This window comes from Streptomyces sp. NPDC088794 (genome assembly GCF_044750545.1).
Lineage (GTDB): Bacteria > Actinomycetota > Actinomycetes > Streptomycetales > Streptomycetaceae > Streptomyces.
The window spans coordinates 60,427-87,132 of the sequence record NZ_JBIVKB010000010.1; the positions used below are offsets into that span (position 1 = coordinate 60,427).

26 protein-coding genes are annotated in these 26,706 nt (G+C 70.7%); 20 read left to right on the plus strand and 6 right to left on the minus strand.

Annotated features, from left to right (window positions below; translation table 11 throughout):
• Positions 1–28: 28 nt before the first annotated feature.
• Positions 29–1,420, plus strand: coding sequence for a M1 family metallopeptidase (locus ACIP6U_RS26480; protein ID WP_401722507.1), 1,392 nt, complete (start codon positions 29–31; stop codon positions 1,418–1,420).
• A gap of 46 nt (positions 1,421–1,466) precedes the next feature.
• Positions 1,467–2,123 carry a trimeric intracellular cation channel family protein gene (locus ACIP6U_RS26485; protein WP_401722508.1) on the plus strand — a complete coding sequence of 219 codons (657 nt, stop codon included), beginning with the start codon at positions 1,467–1,469 and terminating at the stop codon, positions 2,121–2,123.
• Here the strand turns inward: ACIP6U_RS26485 and ACIP6U_RS26490 are convergent.
• Positions 2,032–3,252 carry an alpha/beta hydrolase gene (locus ACIP6U_RS26490; protein ID WP_401722511.1) on the minus strand — a complete coding sequence of 407 codons (1,221 nt, stop codon included), beginning with the start codon at positions 3,250–3,252 and terminating at the stop codon, positions 2,032–2,034. The two genes, ACIP6U_RS26485 and ACIP6U_RS26490, sit on opposite strands and share 92 nt — an antisense overlap.
• 146 nt (positions 3,253–3,398) lie before the next feature.
• Here ACIP6U_RS26490 and ACIP6U_RS26495 point away from each other — a divergent pair, with 146 nt between their 5' ends.
• Together ACIP6U_RS26495 and ACIP6U_RS26500 are read left to right on the plus strand one after the other, a co-directional pair.
• A complete protein-coding gene (locus ACIP6U_RS26495; protein WP_401722514.1) occupies positions 3,399–4,259 on the plus strand; it encodes a thioesterase family protein in 861 nt (286 codons plus the stop codon).
• Positions 4,260–4,462: 203 nt separating this feature from the next.
• Entirely contained in the window at positions 4,463–4,858 is a 396-nt protein-coding gene (locus tag ACIP6U_RS26500) for a hypothetical protein (RefSeq protein WP_401722516.1), read from the plus strand.
• 68 nt (positions 4,859–4,926) lie between these two features.
• On the opposite strand, the gene ACIP6U_RS26505 is transcribed toward ACIP6U_RS26500, so the two are convergent.
• Entirely contained in the window at positions 4,927–5,559 is a 633-nt protein-coding gene (locus ACIP6U_RS26505) for a TetR family transcriptional regulator (RefSeq protein ID WP_401722519.1), read from the minus strand.
• Positions 5,560–5,702: 143 nt separating this feature from the next.
• Here ACIP6U_RS26505 and ACIP6U_RS26510 point away from each other — a divergent pair, with 143 nt between their 5' ends.
• From ACIP6U_RS26510 to ACIP6U_RS26520, 3 genes are all read left to right on the plus strand, one after another.
• The gene (locus tag ACIP6U_RS26510; RefSeq protein WP_401722521.1) at positions 5,703–5,867 is read left to right on the plus strand and encodes a hypothetical protein; all 165 of its coding nucleotides are present in this window, start codon (positions 5,703–5,705) and stop codon (positions 5,865–5,867) included.
• Positions 5,868–5,899: 32 nt separating this feature from the next.
• A complete protein-coding gene (locus tag ACIP6U_RS26515) occupies positions 5,900–6,181 on the plus strand; it encodes a DUF4190 domain-containing protein (protein ID WP_401722524.1) in 282 nt (93 codons plus the stop codon).
• A gap of 108 nt (positions 6,182–6,289) precedes the next feature.
• Positions 6,290–7,453 (plus strand): cysteine desulfurase family protein, encoded by a 1,164-nt coding sequence (locus ACIP6U_RS26520; RefSeq protein WP_401722526.1) that lies wholly within the window; start codon positions 6,290–6,292, stop codon positions 7,451–7,453.
• 14 nt (positions 7,454–7,467) lie between these two features.
• Here the strand turns inward: ACIP6U_RS26520 and ACIP6U_RS26525 are convergent, their stop codons facing one another.
• Positions 7,468–9,045 carry a multicopper oxidase family protein gene (locus tag ACIP6U_RS26525; RefSeq protein ID WP_401722528.1) on the minus strand — a complete coding sequence of 526 codons (1,578 nt, stop codon included), beginning with the start codon at positions 9,043–9,045 and terminating at the stop codon, positions 7,468–7,470.
• A gap of 223 nt (positions 9,046–9,268) precedes the next feature.
• The gene (locus ACIP6U_RS26530) at positions 9,269–9,922 is read right to left on the minus strand and encodes an N-acetylmuramoyl-L-alanine amidase (protein ID WP_401722531.1); all 654 of its coding nucleotides are present in this window, start codon (positions 9,920–9,922) and stop codon (positions 9,269–9,271) included.
• Between the two features lie 60 nt (positions 9,923–9,982).
• Between ACIP6U_RS26530 and mnmA the strand changes: the two genes are divergently transcribed.
• On the plus strand, positions 9,983–11,116 hold the full coding sequence (mnmA, locus tag ACIP6U_RS26535) for a tRNA 2-thiouridine(34) synthase MnmA (RefSeq protein WP_401722534.1): 1,134 nt from the start codon (positions 9,983–9,985) through the stop codon (positions 11,114–11,116).
• On the opposite strand, the gene ACIP6U_RS26540 is transcribed toward mnmA, so the two are convergent.
• Positions 11,106–11,432, minus strand: a complete 327-nt coding sequence (locus ACIP6U_RS26540) for a DUF427 domain-containing protein (RefSeq protein WP_401722536.1) — start codon at positions 11,430–11,432, stop codon at positions 11,106–11,108. The two genes, mnmA and ACIP6U_RS26540, sit on opposite strands and share 11 nt — an antisense overlap.
• A gap of 50 nt (positions 11,433–11,482) precedes the next feature.
• On the opposite strand from ACIP6U_RS26540, the gene ACIP6U_RS26545 reads away from it, so the two are divergent.
• The 9 genes from ACIP6U_RS26545 (at position 11,483) to gatB (ending at position 22,252) form a co-directional block, all read left to right on the plus strand.
• Positions 11,483–12,022, plus strand: coding sequence for a TIGR00730 family Rossman fold protein (locus ACIP6U_RS26545; protein ID WP_401722538.1), 540 nt, complete (start codon positions 11,483–11,485; stop codon positions 12,020–12,022).
• 7 nt (positions 12,023–12,029) lie between these two features.
• Positions 12,030–12,728: an SDR family oxidoreductase gene (locus ACIP6U_RS26550; RefSeq protein ID WP_401722541.1), complete on the plus strand. Its 699-nt coding sequence runs from the start codon at positions 12,030–12,032 to the stop codon at positions 12,726–12,728.
• Positions 12,729–12,778: 50 nt separating this feature from the next.
• Positions 12,779–13,786 (plus strand): methionine synthase, encoded by a 1,008-nt coding sequence (locus ACIP6U_RS26555; protein WP_401722544.1) that lies wholly within the window; start codon positions 12,779–12,781, stop codon positions 13,784–13,786.
• Between the two features lie 15 nt (positions 13,787–13,801).
• The gene (ligA, locus tag ACIP6U_RS26560) at positions 13,802–15,994 is read left to right on the plus strand and encodes an NAD-dependent DNA ligase LigA (RefSeq protein ID WP_401722546.1); all 2,193 of its coding nucleotides are present in this window, start codon (positions 13,802–13,804) and stop codon (positions 15,992–15,994) included.
• 259 nt (positions 15,995–16,253) lie between these two features.
• Positions 16,254–18,488 carry a putative bifunctional diguanylate cyclase/phosphodiesterase gene (locus ACIP6U_RS26565; RefSeq protein WP_401722549.1) on the plus strand — a complete coding sequence of 745 codons (2,235 nt, stop codon included), beginning with the start codon at positions 16,254–16,256 and terminating at the stop codon, positions 18,486–18,488.
• Between the two features lie 187 nt (positions 18,489–18,675).
• The gene (gene gatC / locus ACIP6U_RS26570) at positions 18,676–18,972 is read left to right on the plus strand and encodes an Asp-tRNA(Asn)/Glu-tRNA(Gln) amidotransferase subunit GatC (RefSeq protein WP_018531282.1); all 297 of its coding nucleotides are present in this window, start codon (positions 18,676–18,678) and stop codon (positions 18,970–18,972) included.
• Between the two features lie 5 nt (positions 18,973–18,977).
• A complete protein-coding gene (gatA, locus tag ACIP6U_RS26575; RefSeq protein WP_401722551.1) occupies positions 18,978–20,480 on the plus strand; it encodes an Asp-tRNA(Asn)/Glu-tRNA(Gln) amidotransferase subunit GatA in 1,503 nt (500 codons plus the stop codon).
• 5 nt (positions 20,481–20,485) lie between these two features.
• A complete protein-coding gene (locus tag ACIP6U_RS26580) occupies positions 20,486–20,719 on the plus strand; it encodes a hypothetical protein (RefSeq protein WP_401723097.1) in 234 nt (77 codons plus the stop codon).
• Positions 20,720–20,734: 15 nt separating this feature from the next.
• Positions 20,735–22,252 (plus strand): Asp-tRNA(Asn)/Glu-tRNA(Gln) amidotransferase subunit GatB, encoded by a 1,518-nt coding sequence (gene gatB, locus ACIP6U_RS26585; RefSeq protein WP_401722554.1) that lies wholly within the window; start codon positions 20,735–20,737, stop codon positions 22,250–22,252.
• A 54-nt stretch (positions 22,253–22,306) separates the two neighbouring features.
• Here the strand turns inward: gatB and ACIP6U_RS26590 are convergent, their stop codons facing one another.
• The gene (locus ACIP6U_RS26590) at positions 22,307–23,110 is read right to left on the minus strand and encodes a methyltransferase domain-containing protein (protein ID WP_401722557.1); all 804 of its coding nucleotides are present in this window, start codon (positions 23,108–23,110) and stop codon (positions 22,307–22,309) included.
• 186 nt (positions 23,111–23,296) lie between these two features.
• On the opposite strand from ACIP6U_RS26590, the gene ACIP6U_RS26595 reads away from it, so the two are divergent.
• From ACIP6U_RS26595 to ACIP6U_RS26605, 3 genes are all read left to right on the plus strand, one after another.
• Entirely contained in the window at positions 23,297–23,599 is a 303-nt protein-coding gene (locus ACIP6U_RS26595; protein ID WP_401722560.1) for a hypothetical protein, read from the plus strand.
• A gap of 192 nt (positions 23,600–23,791) precedes the next feature.
• A complete protein-coding gene (locus ACIP6U_RS26600) occupies positions 23,792–26,128 on the plus strand; it encodes an MMPL family transporter (protein ID WP_401722563.1) in 2,337 nt (778 codons plus the stop codon).
• Positions 26,106–26,675: a GNAT family N-acetyltransferase gene (locus ACIP6U_RS26605; protein WP_401722566.1), complete on the plus strand. Its 570-nt coding sequence runs from the start codon at positions 26,106–26,108 to the stop codon at positions 26,673–26,675. Before ACIP6U_RS26600 ends, ACIP6U_RS26605 begins: the two co-directional genes overlap by 23 nt.
• Positions 26,676–26,706: the final 31 nt, after the last annotated feature.

Sequence of the window (26,706 nt, forward strand, 5' to 3'; positions counted from 1 at the left end):
ATCGGCACACGCTCGCAAGGGACGACAGATGAATCTCTCCCGTTCGGCACGTTTAGGGGCCCTCGCTACCGCGGCGGCCTCTTTCCTTGTCATAGCCGCCGCCCCCGCCCCAAGCCCCGGCGCGGCCGGCATAGGTGACCCCTACTTCCCGGACCTGGGCAACGGCGGCTTCGACGCCCGCCACTACGACCTCGGCGTGGCGTACAACCCGGACACCGACCGCCTCGACGGTCGTACGACCCTCACCGCCCGTGCCACCGAGAACCTCTCCTCCTTCGACCTGGACCTGCAGAAGCTGGAGGTCACGAGAGTCGAAGTGAACGGCAGACGCGCCCAGTTCACGCGCGACGGCGACGAACTGCGCGTCACCCCGCGCCAGTCCCTGCGCAAGGGCCGCGACTTCAAGGTCACCGTCACCTACGGCGGGGTTCCCGAACCCCTCAGCGGGCCCATCGTGTTCGGCTCCGACTACGGGTGGATGAAGACCACCGACGGCGTCTTCGTCGCCTGCGAACCCAACGCCGCCTCCACCTGGTTCCCCTCCAGCGACCACCCCTCCGACAAGGCCACCTACGACATCCGCATCAAGGCCCCCAAGGGCCTGACCGGTGTCTCCAACGGCCGGCTGGTGTCGACGTACGACAAGGGCGCCTCGACGTACACCCACTGGCGCGAGTCGAAGCCGATGGCGACCTACCTCGCGACGGCGACGATCGGGAAGTTCGACGTCAAGACGGGCCGGACCCCGGGCGGCATCCCGATCTACGTGGCCATCGACCCGGTGCTCGCCAACGGCAACAGCGTCGACGTGTACGCCGTCACGGCCGCCGCCACCGACTACTGGTCGCAGGTCTTCGGGCCCTATCCCTTCGAGGAGACCGGCGCGATCGTCGACGACATGCCGGAGGCGGGGTTCTCGCTGGAGGTGCAGTCCAAGCCGGTCTACTCCGCGGTGCGCAGCGAGACGACGATCGTGCACGAGCTGGCCCACCAGTGGTTCGGCGACTCGGTGAGCGTGGCGCAGTGGAAGGACATCTGGCTCAACGAGGGCTTCGCCACCTACGCCCAGTGGCTGTGGGCCGAGCACCAGGGCACCCGCACCGCGCACGACTCGTTCCTGGCCGGCTACAACTCCCGCCCCGCAGGCAACGCCTTCTGGCAGACCGTCGTCGGCGACCCGCAGCGCGACACCATGTTCGCGTCCGCGGTCTACCAGCGCGGCGCGATGACCCTCCAGGTGCTGCGCGAACGCATCGGTGACACCGCCTTCTTCAAGCTGCTGCCGGCCTGGACGAAGCTGCACCGCTACGGCAACGCGAACACGGCCGACTTCATCAGGCTCGCCGAGAAGGTCAGCGGACAGCAGCTCGACGACCTGTTCCAGACCTGGCTGTTCACCCCAGGGAAACCCTCCCTGTAACCCTTGCATCGAAAGGGAAGCACCCCGCGGCAGGTAAGAATATGGTGTGCTTCAGCAACTCTTCAGCCCCTCCGTCCAGCACACGCTCGACCTCGTCGGCATCTTCGTGTTCGCCATCTCCGGCGCGCTGCTCGCGGTCCGCAAGAACTTCGACGTCTTCGGCATCGCCGTGCTCGCCGAGGTCACCGCGCTGGGCGGAGGGATCTTCCGGGACGTGATCATCGGGGCGGTGCCCCCGGCCGCGTTCACGGACCTCGGGTACTTCACCACCCCGCTCTTCGCCGCGCTCCTCGTCTTCTTCCTCCATCCCCATGTGGAGCGCATCCAGCTCGGCGTGAACACCTTCGACGCGGCCGGACTCGGCCTGTTCTGTGTCACGGGCACGACCAAGGCGTACGACTACGGCCTCAACCTCACCGCGTCGGCGGCCCTGGGCCTGGCCACCGCGGTCGGCGGCGGTGTGCTGCGGGACGTGCTCGCCAACGAGACGCCCTCGCTGCTGCGCTGGGACCGCGACCTGTACGCGGTCCCGGCGATCGTCGGCGCCGCCATCGTCGTCCTGTGCATCCGCTACGACGCCCTCAACCCGTACACCAGCGGGCTCGCGGTCGTCACCGCCTTCGCCCTGCGCCTGCTCGCGATGAAGTACCACTGGCGAGCGCCGCGTGCGTGGAACCGGCGTTCGACGGTGAGCGAGGAGTAGCGGTTCCCCGGCCGGTCCCGAGGCCGTTGCCCAGGCCCAGTTCCTCGGTCAGCCAGCGGAACGCCGGTACCACCTGCGGCCGCCACAGCGCCATGGTGTGCCCGCCCGCGCTCTTCGGGATGTACACCACGTGCACGGTCGTCGGGGCCTTCGCGATCTGTTCGAGGGCCACGCCTGCCTCGTAACCGTCGTGCGGCTGACCGGAGATGTAGAGCGCGATCCGGGGCGGGGTACGGGCCCCGCGCAGCAGCAGGTACGGGTTGTTGGCGATCCGCAGCCGCGGGTTCTGCGCGGCCAGCGAATTGCGTTCGCCGATCGGGTCGTTGTAGCCGGACATGCTGACCGCCGCCCGGTAGCGGTCGGGGTGGGCGATGGCGAGCTTGGCCGCGCAGTGACCGCCCGCGGAGTATCCGGCGACCGCCCAGTCAGCCGGAGCGGGGGCGGCCCGGAAGTTGTCCGTCACCATCTTCGGCACGTCGACGCTGAGCCAGGTGTCGGCGTTCACCGTGCCCGTGATGTTGGCGCAGCCGGTGTCCACGCCGGCCAGCAGGTTGGTGCGCGGGGCGACCAGGATGAAGGGCGCCACCCTGCCGTCCCGCATCAGCGGCGCGAGCTGCTTCTCGGCGTGCAGGGACCCGAACCAGGCCTTCGCCGAGCCGGGGTAGCCCGGCAGCAACTCGACCACGGGGAACCGGCGGTGGCGGTAGGCGGGCTTGTCGTACTGCGGCGGCAGCCAGACGTAGACCTCGGCGTTCACGCCCGACACCCGGCCCTTGAGCTGGGTCTCCCGGACGCCGTCGGACAGGGGCGTGAACCGCTGCACCACCCTGGGCAGTCGCGTCAGCGCGATGCCGCCCGTGCCGTCGGCACCGAGGTTCGCGGCCTGCTGCACATGGTCGCCCGTGCCGAGCAGGTCGGCCCAGTTGTCGTACAGGTTGTTCTCGTTGTTGACCAGCGTGAACACCAGGGCGACCGCCGTGCCCTGGGCGAACAGCACCATCAGGACGCGCGCGGCGGCACGCAGGGCCCGCGGCCCGCGCAGCCGCGACCACAGCGCGAGCGGAAGGACGACGGCGACGACGGACAGCACGATCAGCGTGTAGAGGAACGCGGTCCCGGTAAGGCTCATGCCCCTATAGAGGCCGAGGCCGTGACCCCGGTTTACGGACGAGTACGGACACTTACCAGGAAATTGCCTCCTTCTCACCGTGATGGCCCAGAGCTCGCCCAAGAGAAAAGCTACCGCTTAGTAGTCACCCGTTGTACGGTTCAGACATGTCAGACGCAGCTTCCGCGCAGGCCGTCCGGGCCACGGTCGGCGACAGCGAGTTCGACCGGGCCACCGCCCCGACCCGGCGCGCGCCCGGTGTCTACGACGTCGACCTCTCCGCCGGCTGGACGGTGTTCGGCGCCCTCAACGGCGGCTATCTGCTGGCCGTCCTCGGCCGCACGCTCGCGGACGCCCTGCCGCACAGCGACCCGTTCACGATCTCGGCGCACTACCTGACCGCCTCCCGGCCGGGCCCCGCGGTCGTCCGCACGGACCTCGTCCGCACCGGCCGCACCCTCTCCACCGGCCAGGCCTCCCTCTTCCAGTACGACGACGAGGGCCGAGAGGTCGAGCGCATCCGCGTCCTCGCCTCCTACGGCGACCTGGACGCGCTGCCCGACGACGTCCGTACGGCGGCCGAGCCGCCCGCGTTCCCGCCGATGGAGCACTGCTTCGGCCCCGAGGACGGCCCGGCCCCGGCCGCCGAAACCTCGGCCATCGCCGACCGGCTGATGCTCAAGCTGGACCCCGCCACCCTGGGCTGGGCGCTCGGCGCGCCCTCCGGCAAGGGCGAGATGCGGTCCTGGTTCGGGCTCGCCGACGGCCGGGACCCCGACCCGTTCTCCCTCCTGCTCGCGGTGGACGCACTACCGCCGACAGCTTTCGAGATCGGCCTGTCCGGCTGGGTCCCGACCGTCGAGCTGACCGTCCACGTCCGCTGCCGCCCGGCCCCCGGCCCGCTGCGTGTCTCCATCACCACCCGCAACCTCGCCGGCGGCTTCCTGGAGGAGGACGCCGAAGTCTGGGACGGCGCCGACCGGTTGGTCGCCCAGTCCCGCCAACTCGCCCGGGTCAAGCTCGGCTGAGCGGCTCCGCGGACCGCTTCTGTCACGGGCTTGTACCAGCGAGTAGCGCGCGCCGATGTGTGAAGTGGCAGGTCAGTGGCGTGAGTTGAGATCCTTTTTACCTGATTGACAGGCCGAGGACAGTGCGGCCCCAAGGAAGGCCTAAGCGCCGTTGATTGAGTTCTCGCCTCAGGACTCCCTCATCTTCCTTGGAGTTGTTTCTCATGAACCGTGTGCGTCTCGTCCCGGCAGTGGCTCTGCTGGCGCTCTCGCCCTTCGCCCTGGCGGCCTGCGGTTCGAGCGACTCGTCGTCGTCCTCGAACAGCGGCAACTCCGGTCAGCAGCAGTCCTGTCAGCAGCCCTCGGGCGCGCCGACCGGCAACGCGTCGGGCCGCCCGAGCGGGGCGCCCTCCGGTGCTCCCACGGGCACGGCGGTGCCGTCCGGCAATCCGTCGGGCAACCCCTCCGGCATGCCGAGCGGAGCGCCCGGCGGCGGCCAGGGCGGCGGCCCCGGCGGAGGCGGCCAGGGCGGCTGCGGCGGCGGGGTGGGCGGGGCCGGCGGTGGTGCGCCCAGCGGGGCGCCGAGCGGCGCTCCGAGCTCGCAGGCCACGAAGAGCTGACCCGAGCGGTCGTACGACAGAAGCGGCGCTCCCGGTGAACGGGGGTGCCGCTTCCGTGTGTTGGGGGCTCAGTCGAGCCAGTGCATGCGGCCGACGTTGATCAGCCGCAGCCGGCGGGTCACGATCTGGGTGGCCTGCTCCAGCTCCTTCGAGGCGTCCGGGGACTCCAGTGCCTCCAGGAACAGACAGGCCGTGATCAGCATCTGGTCGACATACAGGTTGGCCAGCATCAGCAGGTCGTCGTCGCTCCAGCCCGCCGCCTCCGGGTCCTTGGCGATCTCGGCCTTCACCTCTTCGGCGAACCGGGCCAGTTGGTCCCGGATGGCCTCGCGCACCGGCTGGACCCCGCCGTGCCGCTCACGGGCGACGAACCGGACGTGGGCGGGGTGCGCGGCCACGTACGCGGCGATCAACTCGACGGCGCGCACGATGCGTTCGTCGCTGTCGCCGGCCGTGGAGACCGTCGCCCGAACCATCGGATGCAGGCTGCCGAGCGCTTCCTCGACCAGGGCCACACCGAGGTCGGCGGTGGAGCGGAAGTGCCGGTAGAAGGCGGTCGGGGCGACGCCGACGGCCCGGGTGACCTCGCGCAGGCCCAGGCTGCTCAGGCTCTGCTCCGCCAGCAGGGCGAGCGCCGCGTCCAGGAGCGCCTGCCGGGTCTTCTGCTTCTGGGCCTGCCGGATGCCGAGGGTGTGACTCATGTCATCCAGTTAACAACCGTTCTCCGGAATTGAAAAGTCGCCGGGAGCGCTAGACTCTGTAGTCAGTGAACAAGTGTTACTACAACCGTTCACCGAAACGTAACGAGAGACGCCCCCAGGTGTCTCGGAGGGGGATCCGTCCCATGCTGTTCCTCGTCGCCGCACTCATGCTGCTCGGTGTCGTGCTCGGCACCGTGGCCCACGCACCGCTGGCCCTGTCCGCCGCCGTGGCCGCCGGCATCGCCGTCTGGCTGGGCATCTTCGCGCTCCGCGAGCGCCACGGCCGGCGTCACACCTCGGCCAACTGACCGTCCGTACCGACTTCCAGGAGCTGAGCACGATGCAACTGACCGCACCGGCCGACGGCCGTACCACCACCCCGCGCACCGCCGCCCGTGACGCCGACGGCATGGCCGTCGCGTCCTTCATCCTCGGCCTTCTCGGCCTCCTCGTCCTGAACCTGTTCCTGGGCCCGATCGCGATCGTCCTGGCCCTCGTGTCCCTGTGGCGCGGCACGACCCGCAAGGGACGCGCCTACCTGGGTCTGGCCCTCGGTGTGGCGGACCTGGCGGTCCTCGCCATCACGATGGCGGTCTCCAACACGATCTCCTGGAGCCTGTGAGCAGCGTTCGGACAAGCGTGCCCCGCACGGCCGCAGTTACCCACCGGTCGAGTCGACCGCGGTGCCCCTCGGTTCCACGGCGGAGCCCCCCGTAGAATCGTCTTCACCATGGCATACCTCGACCACGCCGCGACCACCCCGATGCTTCCCGAGGCAGTAGAGGCGATGACGGCCCACCTGAGCATCACGGGCAACGCCTCCTCCCTCCACGCTTCCGGCCGCAAGGCCCGCCGCTCGGTCGAGGAAGCCCGCGAGGCGCTCGCCGAATCGCTCGGCGCCCGCCCCAGCGAGGTGGTGTTCACCTCCGGCGGCACCGAGGCCGACAACCTCGCGGTGAAGGGCCTGTACTGGGCCCGCCGCGACGCCGACCCGGCCCGCACCCGCGTCCTGGCCAGCCCCGTCGAGCACCACGCCGTCCTGGACGCCGTCCACTGGCTCGGCGAGCACGAGGGCGCCACCGTCGAGTACCTGCCGGTCGACTCCTACGGCCGCGTCCACCCCGAGGCCCTGCGCGAGGCGATCGCCCGCAACCCCGACGACGTGGCCCTGGCCACCGTGATGTGGGCCAACAACGAGATCGGCACCGTCTCGCCGGTCCGTGAACTGGCCGAGGCGGCACAGGAGTTCGGGGTCCCGCTGCACTCCGACGCGGTCCAGGCCTTCGGCCAGGTGGCGGTCGACTTCGCCGCCTCCGGACTCGCCGCGATGACGGTCTCGGGCCACAAGATCGGCGGCCCCTACGGCATCGGCGCGCTGCTCCTGGGCCGCGAGTACACCCCCGTCCCCGTCCTGCACGGCGGTGGCCAGGAGCGCCATGTCCGCTCGGGCACCCTCGACGTCCCGGCGATCGCCTCCTTCGCGGTGGCGGGACGCCTCGCCGCCGAGCAGCGCGAGTGGTTCACGCGGGAGATCGGCGCCCTGCGCGACAGTCTGGTCGAGGCGGTGCGTACGGCGGTCCCGGACGCGATCCTCGGGGGTGACCCGCAGGACCGGCTGCCGGCCAACGCCCACTTCACGTTCCCCGGTTGCGAGGGCGACTCGCTGCTTCTGCTGCTGGACGCCCAGGGCATCGAGTGCTCCACCGGCTCGGCCTGCACCGCGGGCGTCGCCCAGCCCAGCCACGTCCTGCTGGCCACCGGCACCGACCCGGACCTGGCCCGCGGCACCCTGCGCTTCTCCCTCGGCCACACCTCCACGGAGGCCGACGTGGAGGCGGTGGCCAAGGCGATCGGCCCGGCGGTGGAGCGGGCCCGCGCCGCCGGACTGACCTGACAGGACCGCTCCCGCTAGCTCTCCGTCACCATGAGGGAGGCCATCATGCCCTCGTCCTCGTGCTGCAGGAGATGGCAGTGGAGCATGTACATATAGGTGTCGTCGGAGAAGTCCGTGAACTCCATGGCGATCTCGATGCTGCCGCCGCCGACCACCTCGTAGGTGTCGTACCAGCCGAGCTGGACACCGGTGGGATCCTCGCCGTTGACGGAGATCAGCTGATACGGCACGTCGTGCAGGTGGAACGAGTGTTCCAACTGGGTGGCGTTCTGGATCGTCCAGATCTCCTTCGCGCCGACCGTCGTACTGATCATCGCCATCGCGGCCATGGTCGTGCCCGCCGACCCGTTGATCAGCATGGTGGCGCCGTTCTGGCCCAGCGTGATCGTCCGGGCGGTGAAGTCGCTGGTGTCGTACCGCTCGATGGTGTTGAGGGTGCTGGGCAGGTCGTCCGGAGTGTCGGTGCCGCTCGCCGTCACCGCGAGGACGTCGTACGTGCCGCTGCCGCCGCGGATCCAGCCGGTGGTGACCACGGCCTGCAGGGTGGCGTCCGCGGAGAGGTCCATGACGAACTCGGCACGGGCGCCGGCCACCAGGCGGATCGTGGTCACCTCGGTGGCCGCGGTCAGGTAGCCCTGGTCGGTGCTGATCTGCGTGAGGGTGCCGCCGTCGCTGCGCTGGATCGTGATGATGTCGGACGGCGAGGCGTTCAGGGCGCGGAACCGGGTCCGCGTCTTGGTGGCGGTGAAGGTGAGGGTGGTGTCGTCCACGTTGGTCCCGTTGAGCAGGAGGGGGAACGCCGTGGTGCTCAGCCGGTAGCCGGCCGCGTCGTACTTGATGTCCCCGTCGGTGTCCACGGCGAGGGACTGGAAGATGAGCGGGACGTCGTCGACGCCGTAGTCGCTGGGCAGCGCGGCGGACGCGTCCGTGGAGTCCTCGACGATGATCATCCCGGCCAGGCCGTGCACGGCCTGCTTGGCGGTGGTGCCCAGCGCGTGCGGGTGGTACCAGAGCGTGGTCGCCGGGTCCTTGACCGTGAACGAGGGCGACCAGGTCTCGCCGTCCGCGAACGCGACCTGCGGGCCGCCGTCCATCTTCGGCGGCACGTGGGCGCCGTGGAAGTGGACCGTCGTGTCCTCGCCGATGTTGTTGGTGATGTTGAGGACGACCGCGTTGCCGTTGGTCCACTTCAGGGTGGGGCCCAGGAAGTCCTGGTTGTAGCCCATCGTGGTGCTGGTGACCCCCGAGATCACCTCGTGCGTGCCGGTCTTGGCCTCCAGGGTGAAGGTGGTGGTGCTGTCGGCGGTGGTGCCTTCCAGGAGGTCCGGGACGGTCAGGGTCGCGGTGCTGGTGGCCGCGCCCGCCTTGTTCCCCTTCGCGTCGGTCAGCAGCGAGAAGGTCGTGCCGGCCGCCGCGACCGCCGCGAGGCCCGCGGCGCCCGCCATGCCGCCGAGGAACTTGCGGCGGTGGACGCCCTTGCCGCCCCTGCCCCTGCTCGTCTTGGTGTGCTCGGTCTTGGCCTGGCCCGCCTTGCGGTGGACGCCCTTGTCGCTTCGGCCCGTGCCGGTGCCGGGCTCTGTGGAGTCAGTCATGGCGGGGATGTTTGACCTAAGGGCTGTGTAAGAACTGGGGCGAACTTAGGGGGCAGCCCCGCAGCCTGTGCGACAGCCGTGATCAAGAACTCTCCGTCAACTCCCTTGAGGGAAGGCCAAGTTGATGCGGCGCAGCTCGCGCCGCGGAGGCGGGACGCAACGGACACATGAAGCGCGGAGGCCACGCACAACATTACGATTGCATCACTGACGGAACCCGAGGTCAGGCCTGTTCGGCCCGTCGCACGAGCCCCATGTAACGGTCCCAGTCCCAGTGGGTCCCCGGGTCCGTGTGGTCCGTCCCCGGCACCTCCACGTGCCCGATGACGTGCTCCCGGTCGACGGGTATTCCGTACCGCTCGCAGATGTTCGCCGTCAGGCGCGCGGAGGCCGCGTACATCGCGTCCGTGAAGTCCTGCGGGCGGTCCACGAAGCCCTCGTGCTCGATGCCCACACTGCGTTCGTTGAACTCCCTGTTGCCCGCGTGGTACGCCACGTCCAGCTCGCGGATCATCTGCGTGACGTCACCGTCCTTACGGACGATGTAGTGGGCCGCGGCCTGGTGAGCCGGGTCCTGGAAGACCTTGACCGCGCTCGCGTAACTGCCCTGGGTGACATGGATGATCACCCGGTCTATCGCGTAGTCGTCCGGCCGGTCCGCCCACCGGAAGTTCTCCGAGGAGGCCGCCACCCACAGCGCGCCCCTGAAGTCCACCGCCCCCTCGACGCGCGGCTTCCGGACCCCGGGCAGCCGCCACCACAGGTGAGCCAGCTCACCGCGGGCCAGCACGGCCGTGCCGACGGCCGCCGCGGCCCCGCCGACCAGCAGTGCCCGCCGCCCGATGCGCCGGTCCTTGTCGCTCTCGCTCGCCCCCATGTGATCCACAACGGATACTCGCGGGCTCCGGTTCCCGCGGCCCCTTACCCTTGAAGGGCTATGACTGACATCCCGCAGCGCCCCCTCCGTGTCCTGGCCGCCATGTCCGGCGGCGTGGACTCCGCCGTCGCCGCCGCGCGCGCCGCCGAAGCCGGCCACGACGTGACCGGCGTCCACCTCGCGCTCTCCGCGAACCCGCAATCGTTCCGCACGGGCGCGCGGGGCTGTTGCACCATCGAGGACTCGCGCGACGCCCGCCGTGCCGCCGACGTCATCGGCATCCCGTTCTACGTCTGGGACCTCGCCGACCGCTTCCGCGAGGACGTCGTCGAGGACTTCGTCGCCGAGTACGAGGCGGGGCGCACCCCGAACCCGTGTCTGCGCTGCAACGAGAAGATCAAGTTCGCCGCCCTCCTCGACAAGGCGCTCGCCCTCGGCTTCGACGCCGTCTGCACCGGCCACTACGCCAAGGTGCTCGTGCACGCGGACGGCACGCGCGAGCTGCACCGCGCCTCCGACATGGCCAAGGACCAGTCCTACGTCCTCGGGGTGCTGGACGACCGGCAGTTGGCGCACGCGCTCTTCCCGCTGGGCGACACCCTCACGACCAAGGACGAGATCCGTGCCGAGGCCGAGCGCCGCGGCCTCGCGGTCGCCAAGAAGCCCGACTCGCACGACATCTGCTTCATCGCCGACGGCGACACCCAGGGCTTCCTCGCGAACCGCCTGGGCAAGGCCGAGGGCGACATCGTCGACGAGTCCGGCGCGGTCGTCGGCTCGCACGAGGGCGCGTTCGGCTTCACCATCGGCCAGCGCAAGGGCCTGCGCATCGGCACCCCGGCCCCCGACGGCAAGCCGCGCTACGTCCTGGACATCTCGCCGGTGGACAACACGGTGACGGTCGGCCCGGCCGCCGCCCTCGACGTCAGCGCGCTCACCGCGATCAGGCCCCGCTGGTGCGGCACCGCACCGACCGGACCCGGCACCTACACGGCCCAGCTCCGCGCCCACGGCGGCGAGACGGAGGTCGACGCCGAACTCGTCGACGGCTCCCTGGAGGTCACCTTCAGGGAGCCGGTCCGCGGCGTCGCCCCGGGCCAGGCGATCGTCCTGTACGACGGCACCCGCGTCGTCGGCTCCGCGACCATCGCGTCGACCGTCCGGACGGCGGAGGCCGCGGGCGTCAGCCGATGACCTCGACGTCGTAGAAGCAGAGGTGGTCCTTGATCTCGGCGACGTCGGACTTGGGGTCGGGGTAGGCCCACACCAGGTCCGGCGCGTCCGGCAGGGACCAGTAGGAGGCGGTGCCCTTGAAGGGGCACACGGTGTGCGACTCGGAGGGCGTGAGGAGATCGAGCCGGACGTCCTCGGCGGGGATGTAGTAGCGCACCGGGGAGCCGGTCTCGTGCAGGACGAGGGGCCGGTCGCTCTCGGCCAGAATCAGATCGCCGTGCACCACGCGCACGCGCTGGTCGCTCTTCTCGATGGTGATCGTGTGTCCAGTAGCCATACAGGGATGACAGCGGCGGGGGCCGGGTTGTTCCCGCCTACCCTTGCTTCATGCGAATCTGCGTCTTCCTCTCCGCCGCCGACCTCGACGACCGCTACACGCGCCCCGCGCGCGAGTTCGCGGAACTGCTGGGCAAGGGCGGTCACACGCTCGTGTGGGGCGGTTCGGACACCGGTCTGATGAAGGTGGTCGCCGACGGTGTGAAGGAGGCCGGCGGACGGCTCGTCGGCGTCTCCGTCGACTTCCTGGCGGCGATGGTGCACCCCGGCGCCGACGAGATGGTGATCGCGAAGGACCTCGCCGAGCGCAAGAGGCTGCTCCTGGAGAAGGCCGACGCCGTGGTGATCATGGTGGGCGGCACCGGAACGCTCGACGAGGCCACCGAGATCCTGGAGCTGAAGAAGCACGGCCACACCGACAAGCCGGTCGTGCTGCTCAACACCGCGGGCTTCTACGACGGCCTGAAGGAACAGTTCCGCCGCATGGAGACCGAGGGCTTCCTGCCGCTGCCCCTGACCGACCTGGTGTTCTTCGCCGAGGAGCCGGTGGGCGCGCTCGCCTACCTGGAGGAGTCGGCCGGCACGCGGTGATGCGAGCATGGCGGGCATGGCTACCCATGTGATCACCGGAGCGGGCTCCGGCATCGGCGCGGCCGTCGCCCGCCGCCTCCACACGCGCGGGGACGACCTCGTGCTGCACGCGCGCGACGCCGGCCGGGCGAAGGAACTGGCGGCGGAGTTCCCCGGCGCCCGGACGCTCGTCGGCGACCTGGCCGACCCCGACAAGCTGTCCTGGGCCTTCTCGCACCAGTCGCTGCCGGACCGCGTGGACTCGCTGCTGCACATCGCCGGCGTGGTCGACCTGGGCCCGGTCGGCGACCTCACCCCCAAGTCCTGGCGCCACCAGCTCAACGTCAACCTCGTCGCGCCCGCCGAACTGACCCGCCACTTCCTGCCCCAACTCCGCGCCGCCCGCGGCCAGGTGCTCTTCGTCAACTCCGGCGCGGGACTGCGGGCGAGCGCCGACTGGTCCGCGTACGCCGCCTCCAAGCACGGACTCAAGGCCCTCGCCGACTCGCTGCGGCACGAGGAGCACGGCAACGGCGTCCGGGTCACCTCCGTCTACCCGGGCCGCACGGCGAGCCCGATGCAGGCCAAGGTGCACCAGCAGGAGGGCAAGGAGTACGACGCGTCGCAGTGGATCGACCCGGAGTCGGTCGCGACGACCATCCTGACGGCGCTCGACCTGCCCAGGGACGCGGAGATCAACGACCTGACGGTACGGCCGGGGCACTGACCTCCGCCGACCGATTCCGTGGGCCCGTCCGGATTCCGTAGTCTTCGCTGGTGAGTCAAAACAGCCAGTTCATGTTCGGTGCGGCCACCGGCGTCGGTTCGATGCCGGGCGAGGACGCGCGCGAGGCCGCCAAGACCGTCACCGGGTCCCTGGACGACTTCCCGTTCCTCGCCGAGCTGCCCGCCCGCGGCCCCGGCGCCGACATGATCGGGCGGACCGCGGGCCTGCTCGTCGAGTTGTACGCGCGCGTGGAGCCCAGCGGCTGGCGGCTCGGGGACCGGCCGGGCCGGGACACCAAGCGCGCCCAGTCCTGGCTCGGCGAAGACCTCGACGCCCTGGAGGAGTTCACCCAGAGGTACGAGGGCCCGCTGAAGGTGCAGGCCGTCGGCCCGTGGACGCTGGCCGCCGCGCTGGAGCTGCGCAACGGCGAGGCCGTGCTCTCCGATCCCGGCGCCTGCCGCGACCTCGCCGCCTCGCTCGCCGAGGGCCTGCGGTCACACCTGGAGGAGGTCGGGCGCCGCATCCCGGGCGCCCAGGTGACCCTCCAGCTCGACGAGCCCTCGATCACCGCCGTCCTGCGCGGCCAGGTGCGGTCCGCCAGCGGCTACCGCACCCACCGGGCCGTGGACCGCCAGCTCGTCGAGGCCACCCTCCGCGATGTCGTCGGCGTGCACGCGGACGGACCCGTCGTGGTCCACTCCTGCGCCCCCGACGTCCCGTTCGCCCTGCTGCGCCGGGCGGGCGCGGCGGCCGTCTCCTTCGACCTCTCGCTCCTCACCGAGCGTGACGACGACGTGATCGGCGAGGCGGTGGAAGCGGGCGCCCGGCTCTTCGCCGGTGTCGTGCCCGGCACGGACGCCCGATTGTCGGACCCGGCCGGTAGCGTCATGGGTGTCAGGACGTTGTGGCGCAGGCTGGGGCTGTCGCCGGGGCTTCTCGCGGAGGCGGTCACGGTGACCCCGGCGTGCGGACTCGCGGGCGCTTCCCCGGAGTACGCGCGCAAGGCGCTCGCCCACTGCGTCCAGGCGGCGAGATCCCTCGCGGACAACCCTGAGTAACGGGAGGACAACACGGTGGCCGGCGACAAGCAAGCGGAGACGACGGTGCCCGCACAGGCACGGGAGAAGCACGCGCAACTCGCTGAGCAGATCGAGGAGCACCGCTTCCGGTACTACGTGAACGACGCCCCGGTCGTCAGCGACGCGGAGTTCGACAAACTCCTGCGCTCCCTCGAGGCGTTGGAGAAGGAGTACCCGGAGCTGCGGACGCCGGACTCGCCGACGCAGAAGGTCGCGGGCGCCTACGAGACCGAGTTCACGTCGGTCGTGCACCGCTCCCGGATGCTCTCCCTCGACAACGCCTTCAGCGAGGAGGAGTTGGCGGCGTGGGCCGAGCGCGTCGCCAAGGACGTCGGCACGACCGACTACCACCTGCTGTGCGAGCTGAAGGTCGACGGCCTCGCCGTCAACCTCACCTACGAGCACGGCCGCCTCACGCGCGCGGCGACCCGCGGCGACGGCCGCACGGGCGAGGACATCACGCCCAACGTCCGCACGATCGCCGAGATCCCGGACCGGCTGCACGGCGACCGGGTCCCGGACGTGGTGGAGATCCGCGGCGAGGTCTACTTCCCGATGGAGAAGTTCGAGGAGCTCAACGCCCGCCTGGTCGAGGCCGGCGACAAGCCCTTCGCCAACCCCCGTAACGCGGCGGCGGGTTCGCTGCGCCAGAAGGACCCGCGCGTCACCGCCACCCGCCCGCTGCACATGGTCGTCCACGGCATCGGCGTCCTGGAGGGCTTCGACGGCCTCACCCGCCTCTCCCAGGCCTACGACCTCCTCAAGACCTGGGGCCTGCCCACCTCCCCGCACAACAAGGTGGTCGAAGGCCTCGACGGCGTACGGGAGTTCATCGCGTACTACGGCGAGAACCGGCACTCCGTCGAGCACGAGATCGACGGTGTGGTCGTCAAGCTCGACGAGATCCCGCTCCAGGGCCGCCTCGGCTCGACCTCGCGCGCGCCGCGCTGGGCGATCGCGTACAAGTACGCGCCCGAGGAGGTCAACACCAAGCTCATCAACATCCGTGTCGGTGTGGGGCGTACGGGCCGGGTCACGCCCTACGCCCAGGTCGAGCCGGTGACGGTGGCCGGCTCGGAGGTCGAGTTCGCCACCCTGCACAACCAGGACGTGGTCAAGGCCAAGGGCGTCCTCATCGGCGACACCGTGGTGCTGCGCAAGGCCGGTGAGGTCATCCCGGAGATCCTCGGCCCGGTCGTCGACCTGCGCGACGGCAGCGAGCGGGAGTTCGTGATGCCGGCCGAGTGCCCCGAGTGCGGTACGGCACTGCGGCCGATGAAGGAGGGCGACATCGACCTCCGCTGCCCGAACGCCCGTGCCTGCCCCGCCCAGTTGCGCGAGCGGGTCTTCTACCTCGCCGGTCGAAAAGCGCTCGACATCGATCACTTCGGGTATGTGGCCGCGGCGGCCCTCACCAACCCGCTGGAGCCGGCCGACCCGCCGCTGCGGGACGAGGGCGACCTGTTCGACCTCACCATCGAGCAGTTGCTGCCCATCAGGGCCTACGTCCTCGACCAGGACAGCGGACTGCCCAAGCGGGACCCGAAGACCGGCGAGGAGAAGATCGCCACGGTCTTCGCCAACCAGCAGGGCGAGCCGAAGAAGAATGCCCTCGCGATGCTGGAGACCATCGCGGCGGCCAAGGAGAGCCCGCTCGCCCGTGTTCTCACCGGTCTGTCGATCCGGCACGTCGGCCCGGTCGCCGCCGAGGCGCTGGCGCGCAACTTCCGCTCGATCGACCGTATCGAGCAGGCCACCGAGCAGGAGTTGACGGACACCGACGGTGTCGGGTCGATCATCGCCGCCTCGCTCAAGGAGTGGTTCGCCGAGGACTGGCACCAGGAGATCCTGCGCAAGTGGAGGGCGGCCGGCGTCCGCATGGAGGACGAGGTCTCCGACGAGGACGAGGGGCCGCGTCCGCTCGAAGGACTGACCGTCGTCGTCACCGGCACCCTCGACCACTTCACCCGGGACGGCGCCAAGGAGGCCCTCCAGGAACGCGGAGCGAAAGTGACCGGTTCTGTTTCGAAGAAGACGGCTTTCGTGGTTGTGGGTGACAATCCTGGTTCGAAGTACGACAAGGCGATGCAGCTGAAGGTCCCCGTTCTGAACGAGGACGGCTTCACCGTCCTGCTGGAACAGGGACCCGAAGCGGCGGCCGAAGTCGCGCTTCCCACAGAGGAGTAGCGGTTGAAGGCCACCCGATCGGCGCATACCAGATGCATACGGGTGGCCGGGTCGCATTCGGGCAACCGTGGTCGACCGCTGCCCGTGGAAGCCTTCTGCGGCCTACTGTTGAGATGTGCGCCTGCCGTGCCCAGCTGCGGTCGGGGCAACCTCGTGCTCCTGGTGAGCAAGGGGAAGGGTTTTCCGACGCGGATCCGCTGACGGATGTCGGACAGCGGACCGCGTGGCGTGGGCACCGCCGGCTGTGAGAGGGACGGGAATGGAACCGACCGAGAGCGCCGCCCCGGACTCACGGCTGCGCCGACGCCTGACCAGCGGCGTCTGGCGGGGGAGCCGCCTGGGCGGACGGTCCTCGGCGCGTCCCGGCGTGGAAGGGCGGGCCGGCGGACAGTTCACCGTGCCCGACGGACGCGGCCCCGGCCACTCCTCCGCACTGCAGGACGCCGAAGCCGAACGCCAACTGTCCTGGCCCGCGCTGCCCGCGGCGGTCGTCGCGGCCGCCGCCTTCGTCCTCGGCGCCGGCTTCTACCGGGCGTTCACCGACGACCACGCGCTCTTCCCGTCCGGCACCGTCGGCTGGGCCCTGGCGGTACTGACCGGCATCATCGTCGGCCACCTGGTCATGCTCGGCCGCGCCCGCTGGTGGGGCGGCACCGGCTCGGGCGCCGCCCTGACCCTCGCCGTCCTGCTGCTGTACGGCTGGGTGCCCGCCGGCATGGTCAGCCTCACCGTCGTCGTGCTGGTCGGCATAGCCCGGCGCAACCGCTGGCGCCAGGGCGTGCTGCACGGCGCGGTGGACATCCTCGGCATCGGCGCCGGCGCGCTCGTGCTGGGCGCCTTCGGACGGGTGCCGTCGGTCGAGCGGCCCTGGAACCCGGAGCACTGGACGGTCTACGCCGCCCCCCAAGTGGTGCTGGTCGCCGCCGCCTACCTCCTCGTCACCCGAGCCCTGCTCTGGTACCTGCACGCCCCGCACCGCGGCGGACTGCCCACCGTCGCCCGCACCGCCCTGGTCAGACAGGGCCTGGTCGTGATCGCGCTGCTCGGCATCGCCCCGCTGGTCTGCGTGGTCGCCGCCGCCCAGCCGGTGCTGCTGCCGCTGTTCGCCATCCCGCTGATCGCCCTCGACTCCACCCTGTGGATAGCCCGCGCCCGGGCCGAGGAGCAGCTGCGTGACCCGCTGACCGGGCTGCCCAACCGCCAGTGGCTCCTGGAGCGCATCTGGACCGCGCTGGACGACGCCGAGCGCATCGGCGCCCGCGCCGCCCTGATGCTCATCGACCTGGACCGCTTCCGGTCCGTCAACGACACCCTGGGCCATCTCGCCGGTGACCGGCTGCTGTTGCAGATAGCGGACCGGCTGCGGGTGGCGCTGCCCCGCGGCGCCGAGGCCGCCCGGCTCGGCGGCGACGAGTTCGCCGTCCTCCTGCCGGTCGCCGACTCCACGACCTCCGCGACCCGGGTCGCCCGCAACCTGGTCGCCGCCCTCTCCTCCCCGCTCGACCTCGACGGGCTCACCCTCGTCCTGGAGGCCAGCGCGGGCGTCGCCGTCTTCCCCGACCACGCGCTGGACGCCGAGGGGCTGCTGCGGCGGGCGGACGTGGCGATGTACCAGGCGAAGCGGGACCGTACGGGCGTCGAGGTCTACGAGTCCAAGCGGGACTCCAACACCCCGGACCGGCTCGGGCTGCTGGGCGATCTGCGCCGCGCCCTGGACGCGCACGAGGTGCAGCTGCACTACCAGCCCAAGGTCCGTTTCGACGGTCAGGTGGCCGGCCTGGAGGCGCTCGTCCGCTGGGTGCATCCCGAGCGCGGCAAGGTCCCGCCGGACGAGTTCATAGCGATCGCCGAGTCCTCGGGGCTGATGCCCCATCTCACGGAGTACGTACTGGACACGGCGCTCGCGCAGGTGGCCAGGTGGCGGGCGCAGGGGCTGTTCGTGCCGGTGGCGGTCAACGTCTCGCCGCGTGACGTCCACACGCCCGGGTTCGCGGGCTCGGTCGCCGCACGCCTGGCCCGGCACGGGGTCCCGGCGGGCTCGCTCCAGCTGGAGATAACCGAACACGTCCTCCTCGAGGACCCGCAGCGCGCCGCCGACACCCTCGCCGGACTGACCGGGCACGGCGTCAAGATGTCGCTGGACGACTTCGGCACCGGTTACTCCTCGCTGGTGCATCTGCGGCGGCTCCCGGTGAGCGAACTGAAGATCGACCGTTCCTTCGTGGCCCGCCTCGCCTACGACACCGAGGACGCGGAGATCGTGCGCTGCACGGTCGACCTCGCGCACTCCCTCGGCCTGCTGGTCGTCGCCGAGGGCGTCGAGGACGACGAGACCTGGGAACGCCTGCGCGACCTGGGCTGCGACGCCGTACAGGGCTGGCTGGTGGCGGCGGCGATGCCGTCGGAGGAAACGACGGCGTGGCTGCTGGCGCGAGGGTCGAGGGGCTGGCAGCGCCCAAGGGCGGCGCTTCCGGCGGCGGAGGCCGCGGAGTGACCTGAGCGGCAGCGCCTCGTAAGGGGCGCGAGGAACTGCGCGCTCAGCCCCGATGTACCCGCAGACACCCGACGACCCGTTGTGCAGCCTCCAACGCCGGCGTCGGGGAAACCGTTTAACGGCCAGAGGCACTCGCCCCATAGGATTGGCGGCAAAGCAAACCGTACTCACCCCAGAGGAACGCCGCATGCCTGGCATCACGCGCGAGGAGGTCGCCCACCTCGCCCGGCTGGCGCGTCTGGAGCTGAAGCCCGAAGAGCTCGACCACTTCGCGGGACAGCTGGACGACATCATCGGCGCGGTCGCCCGCGTCAGCGAGGTCGCCGACCAAGACGTACCGCCGACCTCCCACCCGCTGCCGCTGACGAACGTCATGCGCGCGGACGAGGTCCGTCCCTCGCTCACCCCCGAGCAGGCGCTCTCCGGCGCCCCGGCCCAGGAGCAGCAGCGTTTCAAGGTGCCGCAGATCCTGGGGGAGGACTAATCACCATGACGGACCACAGCAGCATCATCCGGCTGACCGCCGCCGAGACCGCCGCGAACATCGCGTCCGGCGTGCTCACCGCCGTCGAGGTCACCGAGGCCCACCTCGCCCGCATCGAGGAGGTCGACGCGAAGGTGCACGCCTTCCTGCACGTCGACCGCGAGGGCGCCCTCGCGCAGGCCCGTGCCGTCGACGAGAAGCGCGCCAGGGGCGAGCAGCTCGGCCCGCTGGCCGGCGTACCGCTCGCGCTCAAGGACATCTTCACCACCGAGGGCATCCCGACCACGGTCGGCTCCAAGATCCTCGAAGGCTGGATCCCGCCGTACGACGCGACGGTCACCAAGCGGCTGAAGGCCGCCGACGTCGTCATCCTCGGCAAGACCAACATGGACGAGTTCGCCATGGGGTCCTCCACCGAGAACAGCGCGTACGGCCCGACCGGCAACCCCTGGGACCTGACCAAGATCCCCGGCGGCTCCGGCGGTGGCTCGTCCGCCGCGCTCGCCTCCTTCCAGGCGCCCCTCGCCATCGGCACCGACACCGGCGGCTCCATCCGCCAGCCGGCCTCCGTCACCGGCACGGTCGGCGTGAAGCCCACGTACGGCGCGGTCTCCCGCTACGGCATGGTCGCGTTCTCGTCCTCCCTCGACCAGGGCGGGCCCTGCGCCCGTACGGTCCTGGACGCGGCGCTCCTGCACGAGGTCATCGCCGGACACGACCCGCTCGACTCCACCTCGATCGACGCCCCGGTCCCGCCGGTCGTCGAGGCCGCCCGCAACGGCAGCGTCGAGGGCATGCGCGTCGGCGTCGTCAAGCAGTTCCGCGGCGAGGGCTACCAGGCCGGTGTCCTCCAGCGCTTCGACGAGTCCGTCGAACTGCTGAAGGGGCTGGGCGCCGAGATCGTGGAGCTGGACTGTCCGTCCTTCGACCTCGCCCTGTCGGCGTACTACCTCATCGCGCCCTCCGAGTGCTCCTCCAACCTCGCCCGCTTCGACGGTCTGCGCTACGGCGCGCGCGTGGGCGACGACGGCACCCACTCGGCCGAGGAGGTCACCTCCCTCACCCGTGAGGCCGGCTTCGGGCCCGAGGTGAAGCGGCGCATCATGCTGGGCACGTACGCGCTGTCGAGCGGCTACTACGACGCCTACTACGGCTCCGCCCAGAAGGTCCGCACGCTCATCACGCGGGACTTCGAGAAGGCCTTCGAGCAGGTGGACGTCATCGTGTCGCCCACGACGCCGACCACCGCCTTCGCGATCGGCGAGCGTGCCGACGACCCGATGGCGATGTACCTCGCGGACCTGTGCACCATCCCGACCAACCTCGCGGGCAACGCCGCCATGTCGCTGCCCTGCGGTCTCGCCCCGGAGGACAACCTCCCGGTCGGGCTCCAGATCATCGCCCCGGCGCTGAAGGACGACCGGCTTTACAAGGTCGGCGCCGCCGTCGAGGCCGCCTTCGTGGAAAGGTGGGGTCACCCGCTGATCGAGGAGGCTCCGTCGCTGTGAGTGCCATGGCAAAGAAGGCCAAGAACTTCAAGAAGTCGAAGACGGGCGTGTACGTGTCGTTCGCGAGCACCGCCTTCGGTGCGCTCAGCGTCGCCAAGCAGGCCAAGCTCGCCCGCGAGGACGGCGACTTCCTGAGGCTCGTCGACGCCGCCGTATCCGCCGCCGCCATCGTCACCGGCCTCGCCATCCTGTACCGCGAGCTGAAGCGGCTGGGCGACGACGACGTCCTGCTGGGCTGAGAGGGAAGTTTCACCGTGACCACCACGACCGACGAGCTGGTGTCGTACGAGGACGCCCTGGCGACGTACGACCCCGTCATGGGCCTTGAGGTCCATGTCGAACTCGGCACCAAGACCAAGATGTTCTGCGGGTGTTCGACCGAGCTGGGCGCCGAGCCCAACTCACAGACCTGCCCCACCTGCCTCGGCCTGCCCGGCGCGCTCCCGGTCGTCAACGCGATCGGCATCGAGTCGGCGGTCAAGATCGGTCTCGCGCTGAACTGCGAGATCGCCGAGTGGTGCCGCTTCGCCCGGAAGAACTACTTCTATCCGGACATGCCGAAGAACTTCCAGACCTCCCAGTACGACGAGCCGATCGCCTTCAACGGCTACCTCGACGTACAGCTGGAGGACGGCGAGACCTTCCGCGTGGAGATCGAGCGCGCCCACATGGAGGAGGACACCGGCAAGTCGCTGCACGTCGGCGGCGCGACGGGCCGTATCCACGGCGCCTCGCACTCGCTGCTCGACTACAACCGCGCCGGCATCCCCCTCATCGAGATCGTCACCAAGCCGATCGAGGGCGCCGGCGAGCGCGCTCCCGAGGTCGCGAAGGCGTACGTCGCCGAACTGCGCGAGCTCATCAAGGCGCTCGGTGTCTCCGAGGCCCGCATGGAGCAGGGCCAGATGCGCTGCGACGTGAACCTGTCGCTGCGCCCGCACGGCCGCGAGAAGTTCGGCACGCGGAGTGAGACGAAGAACGTCAACTCCCTTCGCTCCGTGGAGCGGGCGGCCCGGTTCGAGATCCAGCGGCACGCCGCCGTACTGAACTCGGGCGGCACGATCATCCAGGAGACCCGGCACTTCCACGAGGACACGGGGTCCACGACCTCGGGCCGCGTGAAGGAGGAGGCCGAGGACTACCGGTACTTCCCCGAGCCGGACCTGGTGCCGGTGGCCCCCTCCCGCGAGTGGGTCGAGGAGATCCGCGCCGGACTGCCCGAACTGCCGCTGGCCCGCCGCAACCGGCTGCTCGCCGAGTGGGGCATCTCGGCCTTCGACATGCAGTCCATCATCAACGCCGGTGCGCTGGACCCGATCGTCGCCACGATCGACGCCGGCGCCGACGCGGCCTCGGCGCGCAAGTGGTGGATGGGCGAACTGGCGCGCAGCGCCAACGAGTCGGGCACGTCGATCGACGAGCTGGCCATCACGCCGGAGCAGGTCGCCCGGGTCACCGCGCTGGTGAACTCCGGTGACCTGAACGACAAGTTGGCCCGCCAGGTCATCGAGGGCGTCCTCGCGGGCGAGGGCACCCCGGACGAGGTCGTCGACAAGCGCGGCCTGAAGGTCGTCTCGGACGACGGCGCCCTCACCACCGCGGTCCAGGAGGCGATCGCCGGCAACCCGGGCGTCGCCGACAAGATCCGCGGTGGCAAGGTGGCCGCGGCCGGCGCCCTGGTCGGCGCGGTCATGAAGGCGACCCGCGGTCAGGCCGACGCGGCCCGCGTCAAGGAACTGATCCTGGAGCAGTTGGGCGTCAGCGAAGGCTGAGTCCCCCGTACGCCGTGAACGGCCCCGGAGACGTGATCTCCGGGGCCGTTCCCTTTATGCCCGGCGGCCCACGATCCTGGAGAAGCCGAGGAGTTGACCCTGGTCGGCCTTCACCAGGTCCACCGACTCACGGGCCATCCGCGCCATGTGCTCGTACGGACTCTCCTGCGCGCACACCTCGCTCCACAGCAGCCAGTCGCGCCAGCCGTCCTCCAGCCAGTCGGCCGTCTCCACCTCCACGGCCCCGCTGCGCGTCCAGTGGCGCCGCCACCAAGCCGGGGTGTGGAACGACCAGAAGCCCGGGTCCCAGTGCGCCTTGAGATGCTCGGGCGGCTCGGCCCCCTCGATCTCCTCGCGCAGCGACGGTACGACGATGCCGATCCGTCCGCCGGGCTTCAACAGCCGGGTCAGCGTGGGCAGATAGAGGTCGTTCGTGCCGAAGTACTGGTACGCGTCGACGGACACGATCGCGTCGAAACTGCCCTCGCTGAACGGCAGGTCGTGCGCCTCGACACGGAGCGGCAGCACCCGGTCCGCGAAGCCGGCCTCGGCGATGCGGCGGGCGTTGTCGTCGGGGGCCACCCACAGGTCGGCGGCGGTGACCTGGACGTCGTACTCGCGGGCGAGGAAGACGGAGGTCATGGCCCGCCCGCAGCCCAGGTCGAGGACGCGCGCGCAGGGGCGCAGGGCGTCCAGACCCAGGGCGGGGGCCAGCCATTCCAGCAGCCACAGGGCGTGGGGGCCCATCTGGTTCTCGACGGTCCAGCGGGCGTCGTAGTGGCCGCTGCGCGGGTAACGCGGGTGGGCCAGACGGTCAGCGAGCGGGTCGTTCGAGGTCCCGGCAGTGGTGTCGGACATCGTTGAACGGGCTCCTTGTGATCTTCGTAGTGGAAGGCGATGCGTAGGAGCTCGATCGAACCTTCAAAAAATGCACCCGCTCTGGTCGTCGGCGTGGGGCCGGTGACGTCTGACCAGCGGAAGCTAGCAGGAGCCGAGGCCGGCGCGCAGCCGCTTTCTCAGGAGGACGCGCTACGCTCGCCCGCCATGAACGCACGCGCCGATTCCGAGATACCTGACGTCGACGACGTCGTGGATCCGGCCGGGGACGCGCGCCGGGCCCGCTGGACGGCGACCGGGACCGGGGTGCTGCTCGCCCTGGCCGGGCTCGCCGCCGCCGTGCTCCGCGTCACCGGATCCGCGCCGTCGGTCGTGCCGGCCGCCTACGCCTTCGGGGCCGCGGTCTGTGCGCTCGCCTCGGTCCTGGGTGCCCGGGGCCGCACCAGACGGGCGCTGTGGCTGCTGGTCGTCGGGGCGATGGTGATGGCGCTGGGGGACCAGTTCGACTGAGGTGACAGAGTCGTCGTTACTGTCCTGTGATCTGGCTCCCACTCCTGTGAATAAACGCACGAACGGCTGGAACGATCTCTTCCGGCTGCGAGAGTGGGCAACGCATTGCTCATGCGTTCTTTGCGGGCTGTTCATGTACTGAACGACTTCTTCCCGGTCAAAGATCCATAAATCGTCCCCGGGAGCATGTTCGTGGCAGCCCTTGCACGCTGGTGTGTTCGGCACCGACTCGTCGCCGTCCTGCTGTGGCTCCTGGCCTTCGGCGGAGTCACCGCGGCCGCCGCCGTCGCGGGCTCCGCGTACTCGAACGACTACGAGGCCCCCGGCACCGAGTCGGGCCGCGCCACCGAACTGCTGCGCGAGGGGTTCCCGGACCTCGGCGGCGACAGCGACACCGTCGTCTGGCACACCTCGTCCGGCACCGTCCGCGCCGCCGACGTCGAACAGACCATGACCGAGACCCTGGACGCGATCGCGGACCTGCCCGGAGTCGCCTCGGTGGCCGGTCCCTACGGCGACCAGGGCGCCGCCCGGATCAGCGCGGACGGGCACACCGCGTACGCCACGGTCACCTTCGCCGACCGCGCCGAGGACATCGACAGCGCCCGGGCCGCGGCCGTCGTCCACACCGCCGAGTCCGCCGAGACCGAGGGGCTCCAGGTGGAGCTGGGCGGCAGCGCGGTCGCGCTCACCGAGTCGGCCGGCGGGCACCTGGCCGAGGTGGTCGGCGTGGTCGTCGCCGCCCTCGTGCTGTTCCTCGCCTTCGGCTCCCTCGCCGCCTCGCTGCTGCCGATCGCGACCGCGCTGGTCGGGGTCGGCACCGCGTACGCCGCGATCGTGCTGCTCGGACACGGCATGACCGTCGCCGACTTCGCGCCCATGCTCGGCATGCTCATCGGGCTGGGCGTCGGCATCGACTACGCCCTGTTCATCGTCACCCGGCACCGGCGCGGGCTGAAACGCGGGCTCACCGTCGCCGAGGCGGCCGTCAACGCCGTGACCACCACCGGACGGGCCGTGGTCTTCGCGGGTGCCACCGTTTGCATAGCCCTGCTCGGGATGCTGATCCTGCGGCTGAGCTTCCTCAACGGGGTGGCGATCGCCGCTTCGTTGACCGTCGTCCTGACGGTCGCCGCCTCCGTCACCCTGCTGCCCGCGCTGCTGTCCTTCATCGGGATGCGCGCCCTCAGCCGGCGCGAGCGGCGCCGGCTGACCGAGCACGGACCCCAGCCCGAACTGCCGACCGGGCTCGCCGCCCGCTGGTCGGCCTTCGTGGAGCGCCACCCCAAGCTGCTCGGCGCGATCGCGCTGGCCGTCATGACCGTCCTCGCGCTGCCCACCCTCTCCCTCCACCTGGGCACCTCCGACCAGGGCAACGACGCCAAGTCGTCGACCACGCGCCAGGCCTACGACCTCCTCGCCGAGGGCTTCGGTCCCGGCGTCAACGGCCCGCTCACGCTGGTGACTCGTGTCGACGGCGCCGAGGACAAGCTCACCCTCGACAACCTCGACGCCACCGTCCGCACCACCGAGGGCGTCGCCTCGGTGACCCCGGTGACGTACAACTCGGGCGGCGACACCGGGTACTTCACGATCGTCCCGGACTCCGCGCCCCAGTCGCAGAGGACCAGCGACCTCGTCGACCGGCTGCGCACCGAGGTCCTCCCGCGCGCCGAGACCGGCACCTCGCTCGACATCCACGTCGGCGGAGTCACCGCGAGCTACGACGACTTCGCGGAGGTCATCGTCGGCAAGCTGCCCCTCTTCGTCGGCGTCGTCATCGGCCTGGGCTGCCTCCTGCTGCTGCTCGCCTTCCGCTCCCTCGGCATCCCCGCGAAGGCCGCCGCGATGAACGTGGCCGCGGTCGCCGCCGCCTTCGGTGTCGTCGTCGCGATTTTCCAGTGGGGCTGGGGGAGCGAGCTGCTGGGCCTGGGCCGGGCCGGACCGATCGAGCCCTTCCTCCCCGTGATCATGGTGTCCGTCCTCTTCGGACTCTCCATGGACTACCAGGTCTTCCTCGTCAGCCGCATGTACGAGGAGTGGCTGGAGACCGGCGACAACCGGCGGGCCGTGCGCGTCGGGCTCGCCGAGACCAGCCGGGTGATCAACTCCGCCGCGGTCATCATGATCTCCGTCTTCCTCGCCTTCGTGCTCAGCGGCGACCGTGTGATCGCCATGTTCGGCATCGCGCTCGCCGCCGCCGTCGCCCTCGACGCCTTCGTGCTCCGTACGCTCCTGGTGCCCGCCCTCATGCACCTGCTGGGCGGCGCCAACTGGTGGCTGCCGAGCTGGCTCGACGCCAGGCTGCCGCGCATCAGCATCGAGCCGCCCGAGTGCCGCGCCGCCCATGCTGCATTTCCCCGGGGGACAACCCCCGGACCCCCGGCAGAAAGGCAGGCCGGCTGGGACGACCGGCGCGGACCACGAGAGGCCGACCTGCGTGCAAAGCTGGCCGCGGCAACGGACGCCGAGGTGGCGGACGTACTGGCGGAGGGGGATCAGCTCGATGTACGCGACATCACTGGGTGACGACGGAGCGGAACTGCGGCCCCTGGAACCGTGGCACGCCGAGGAGTTCCTCGCGCATCTGGAGCGCGGGCGGGAGTTCATCGGACAGTTCATCGCCTTCGGTTCGAAGGCGACGGACGTCGACTCCACCCGGGCCATGCTCCAGCGGTACGCCGACATGCGCGCCGCGGACACCGGTTCCCTGCACGGCCTGTGGCTGGAGGGGAAGCTGGTCGGCGGGGTGCTCTTCCTGAACTTCGACGCGGAGAACGGCAACTGCGAGGTCGGCTGCTGGCTGGAGCCCGCCGGCACCGGGCGCGGCCTGGTGACCCGGGCGATGCGCGTACTGATCGACTTCGCGGTCGAACAACGGGGGATCCACCGGGTCGAATGGGTCGCCGCGGCAGGTAACACCCCCAGCCTGAACGTGGCCCGGCGCCTGGGAATGACCCGCGATGGCGTGCATCGGCAGGCGCACCCCTATGGTGGGGTGCGGCACGACCTGGAGGTGTGGTCGATCCTCGCCCCCGAGTGGCGTGAAGCACGCGCGCGTGCCGCCGACCGATAGGGGTCCCCATGATCGCCAAGAAGCGTTGACG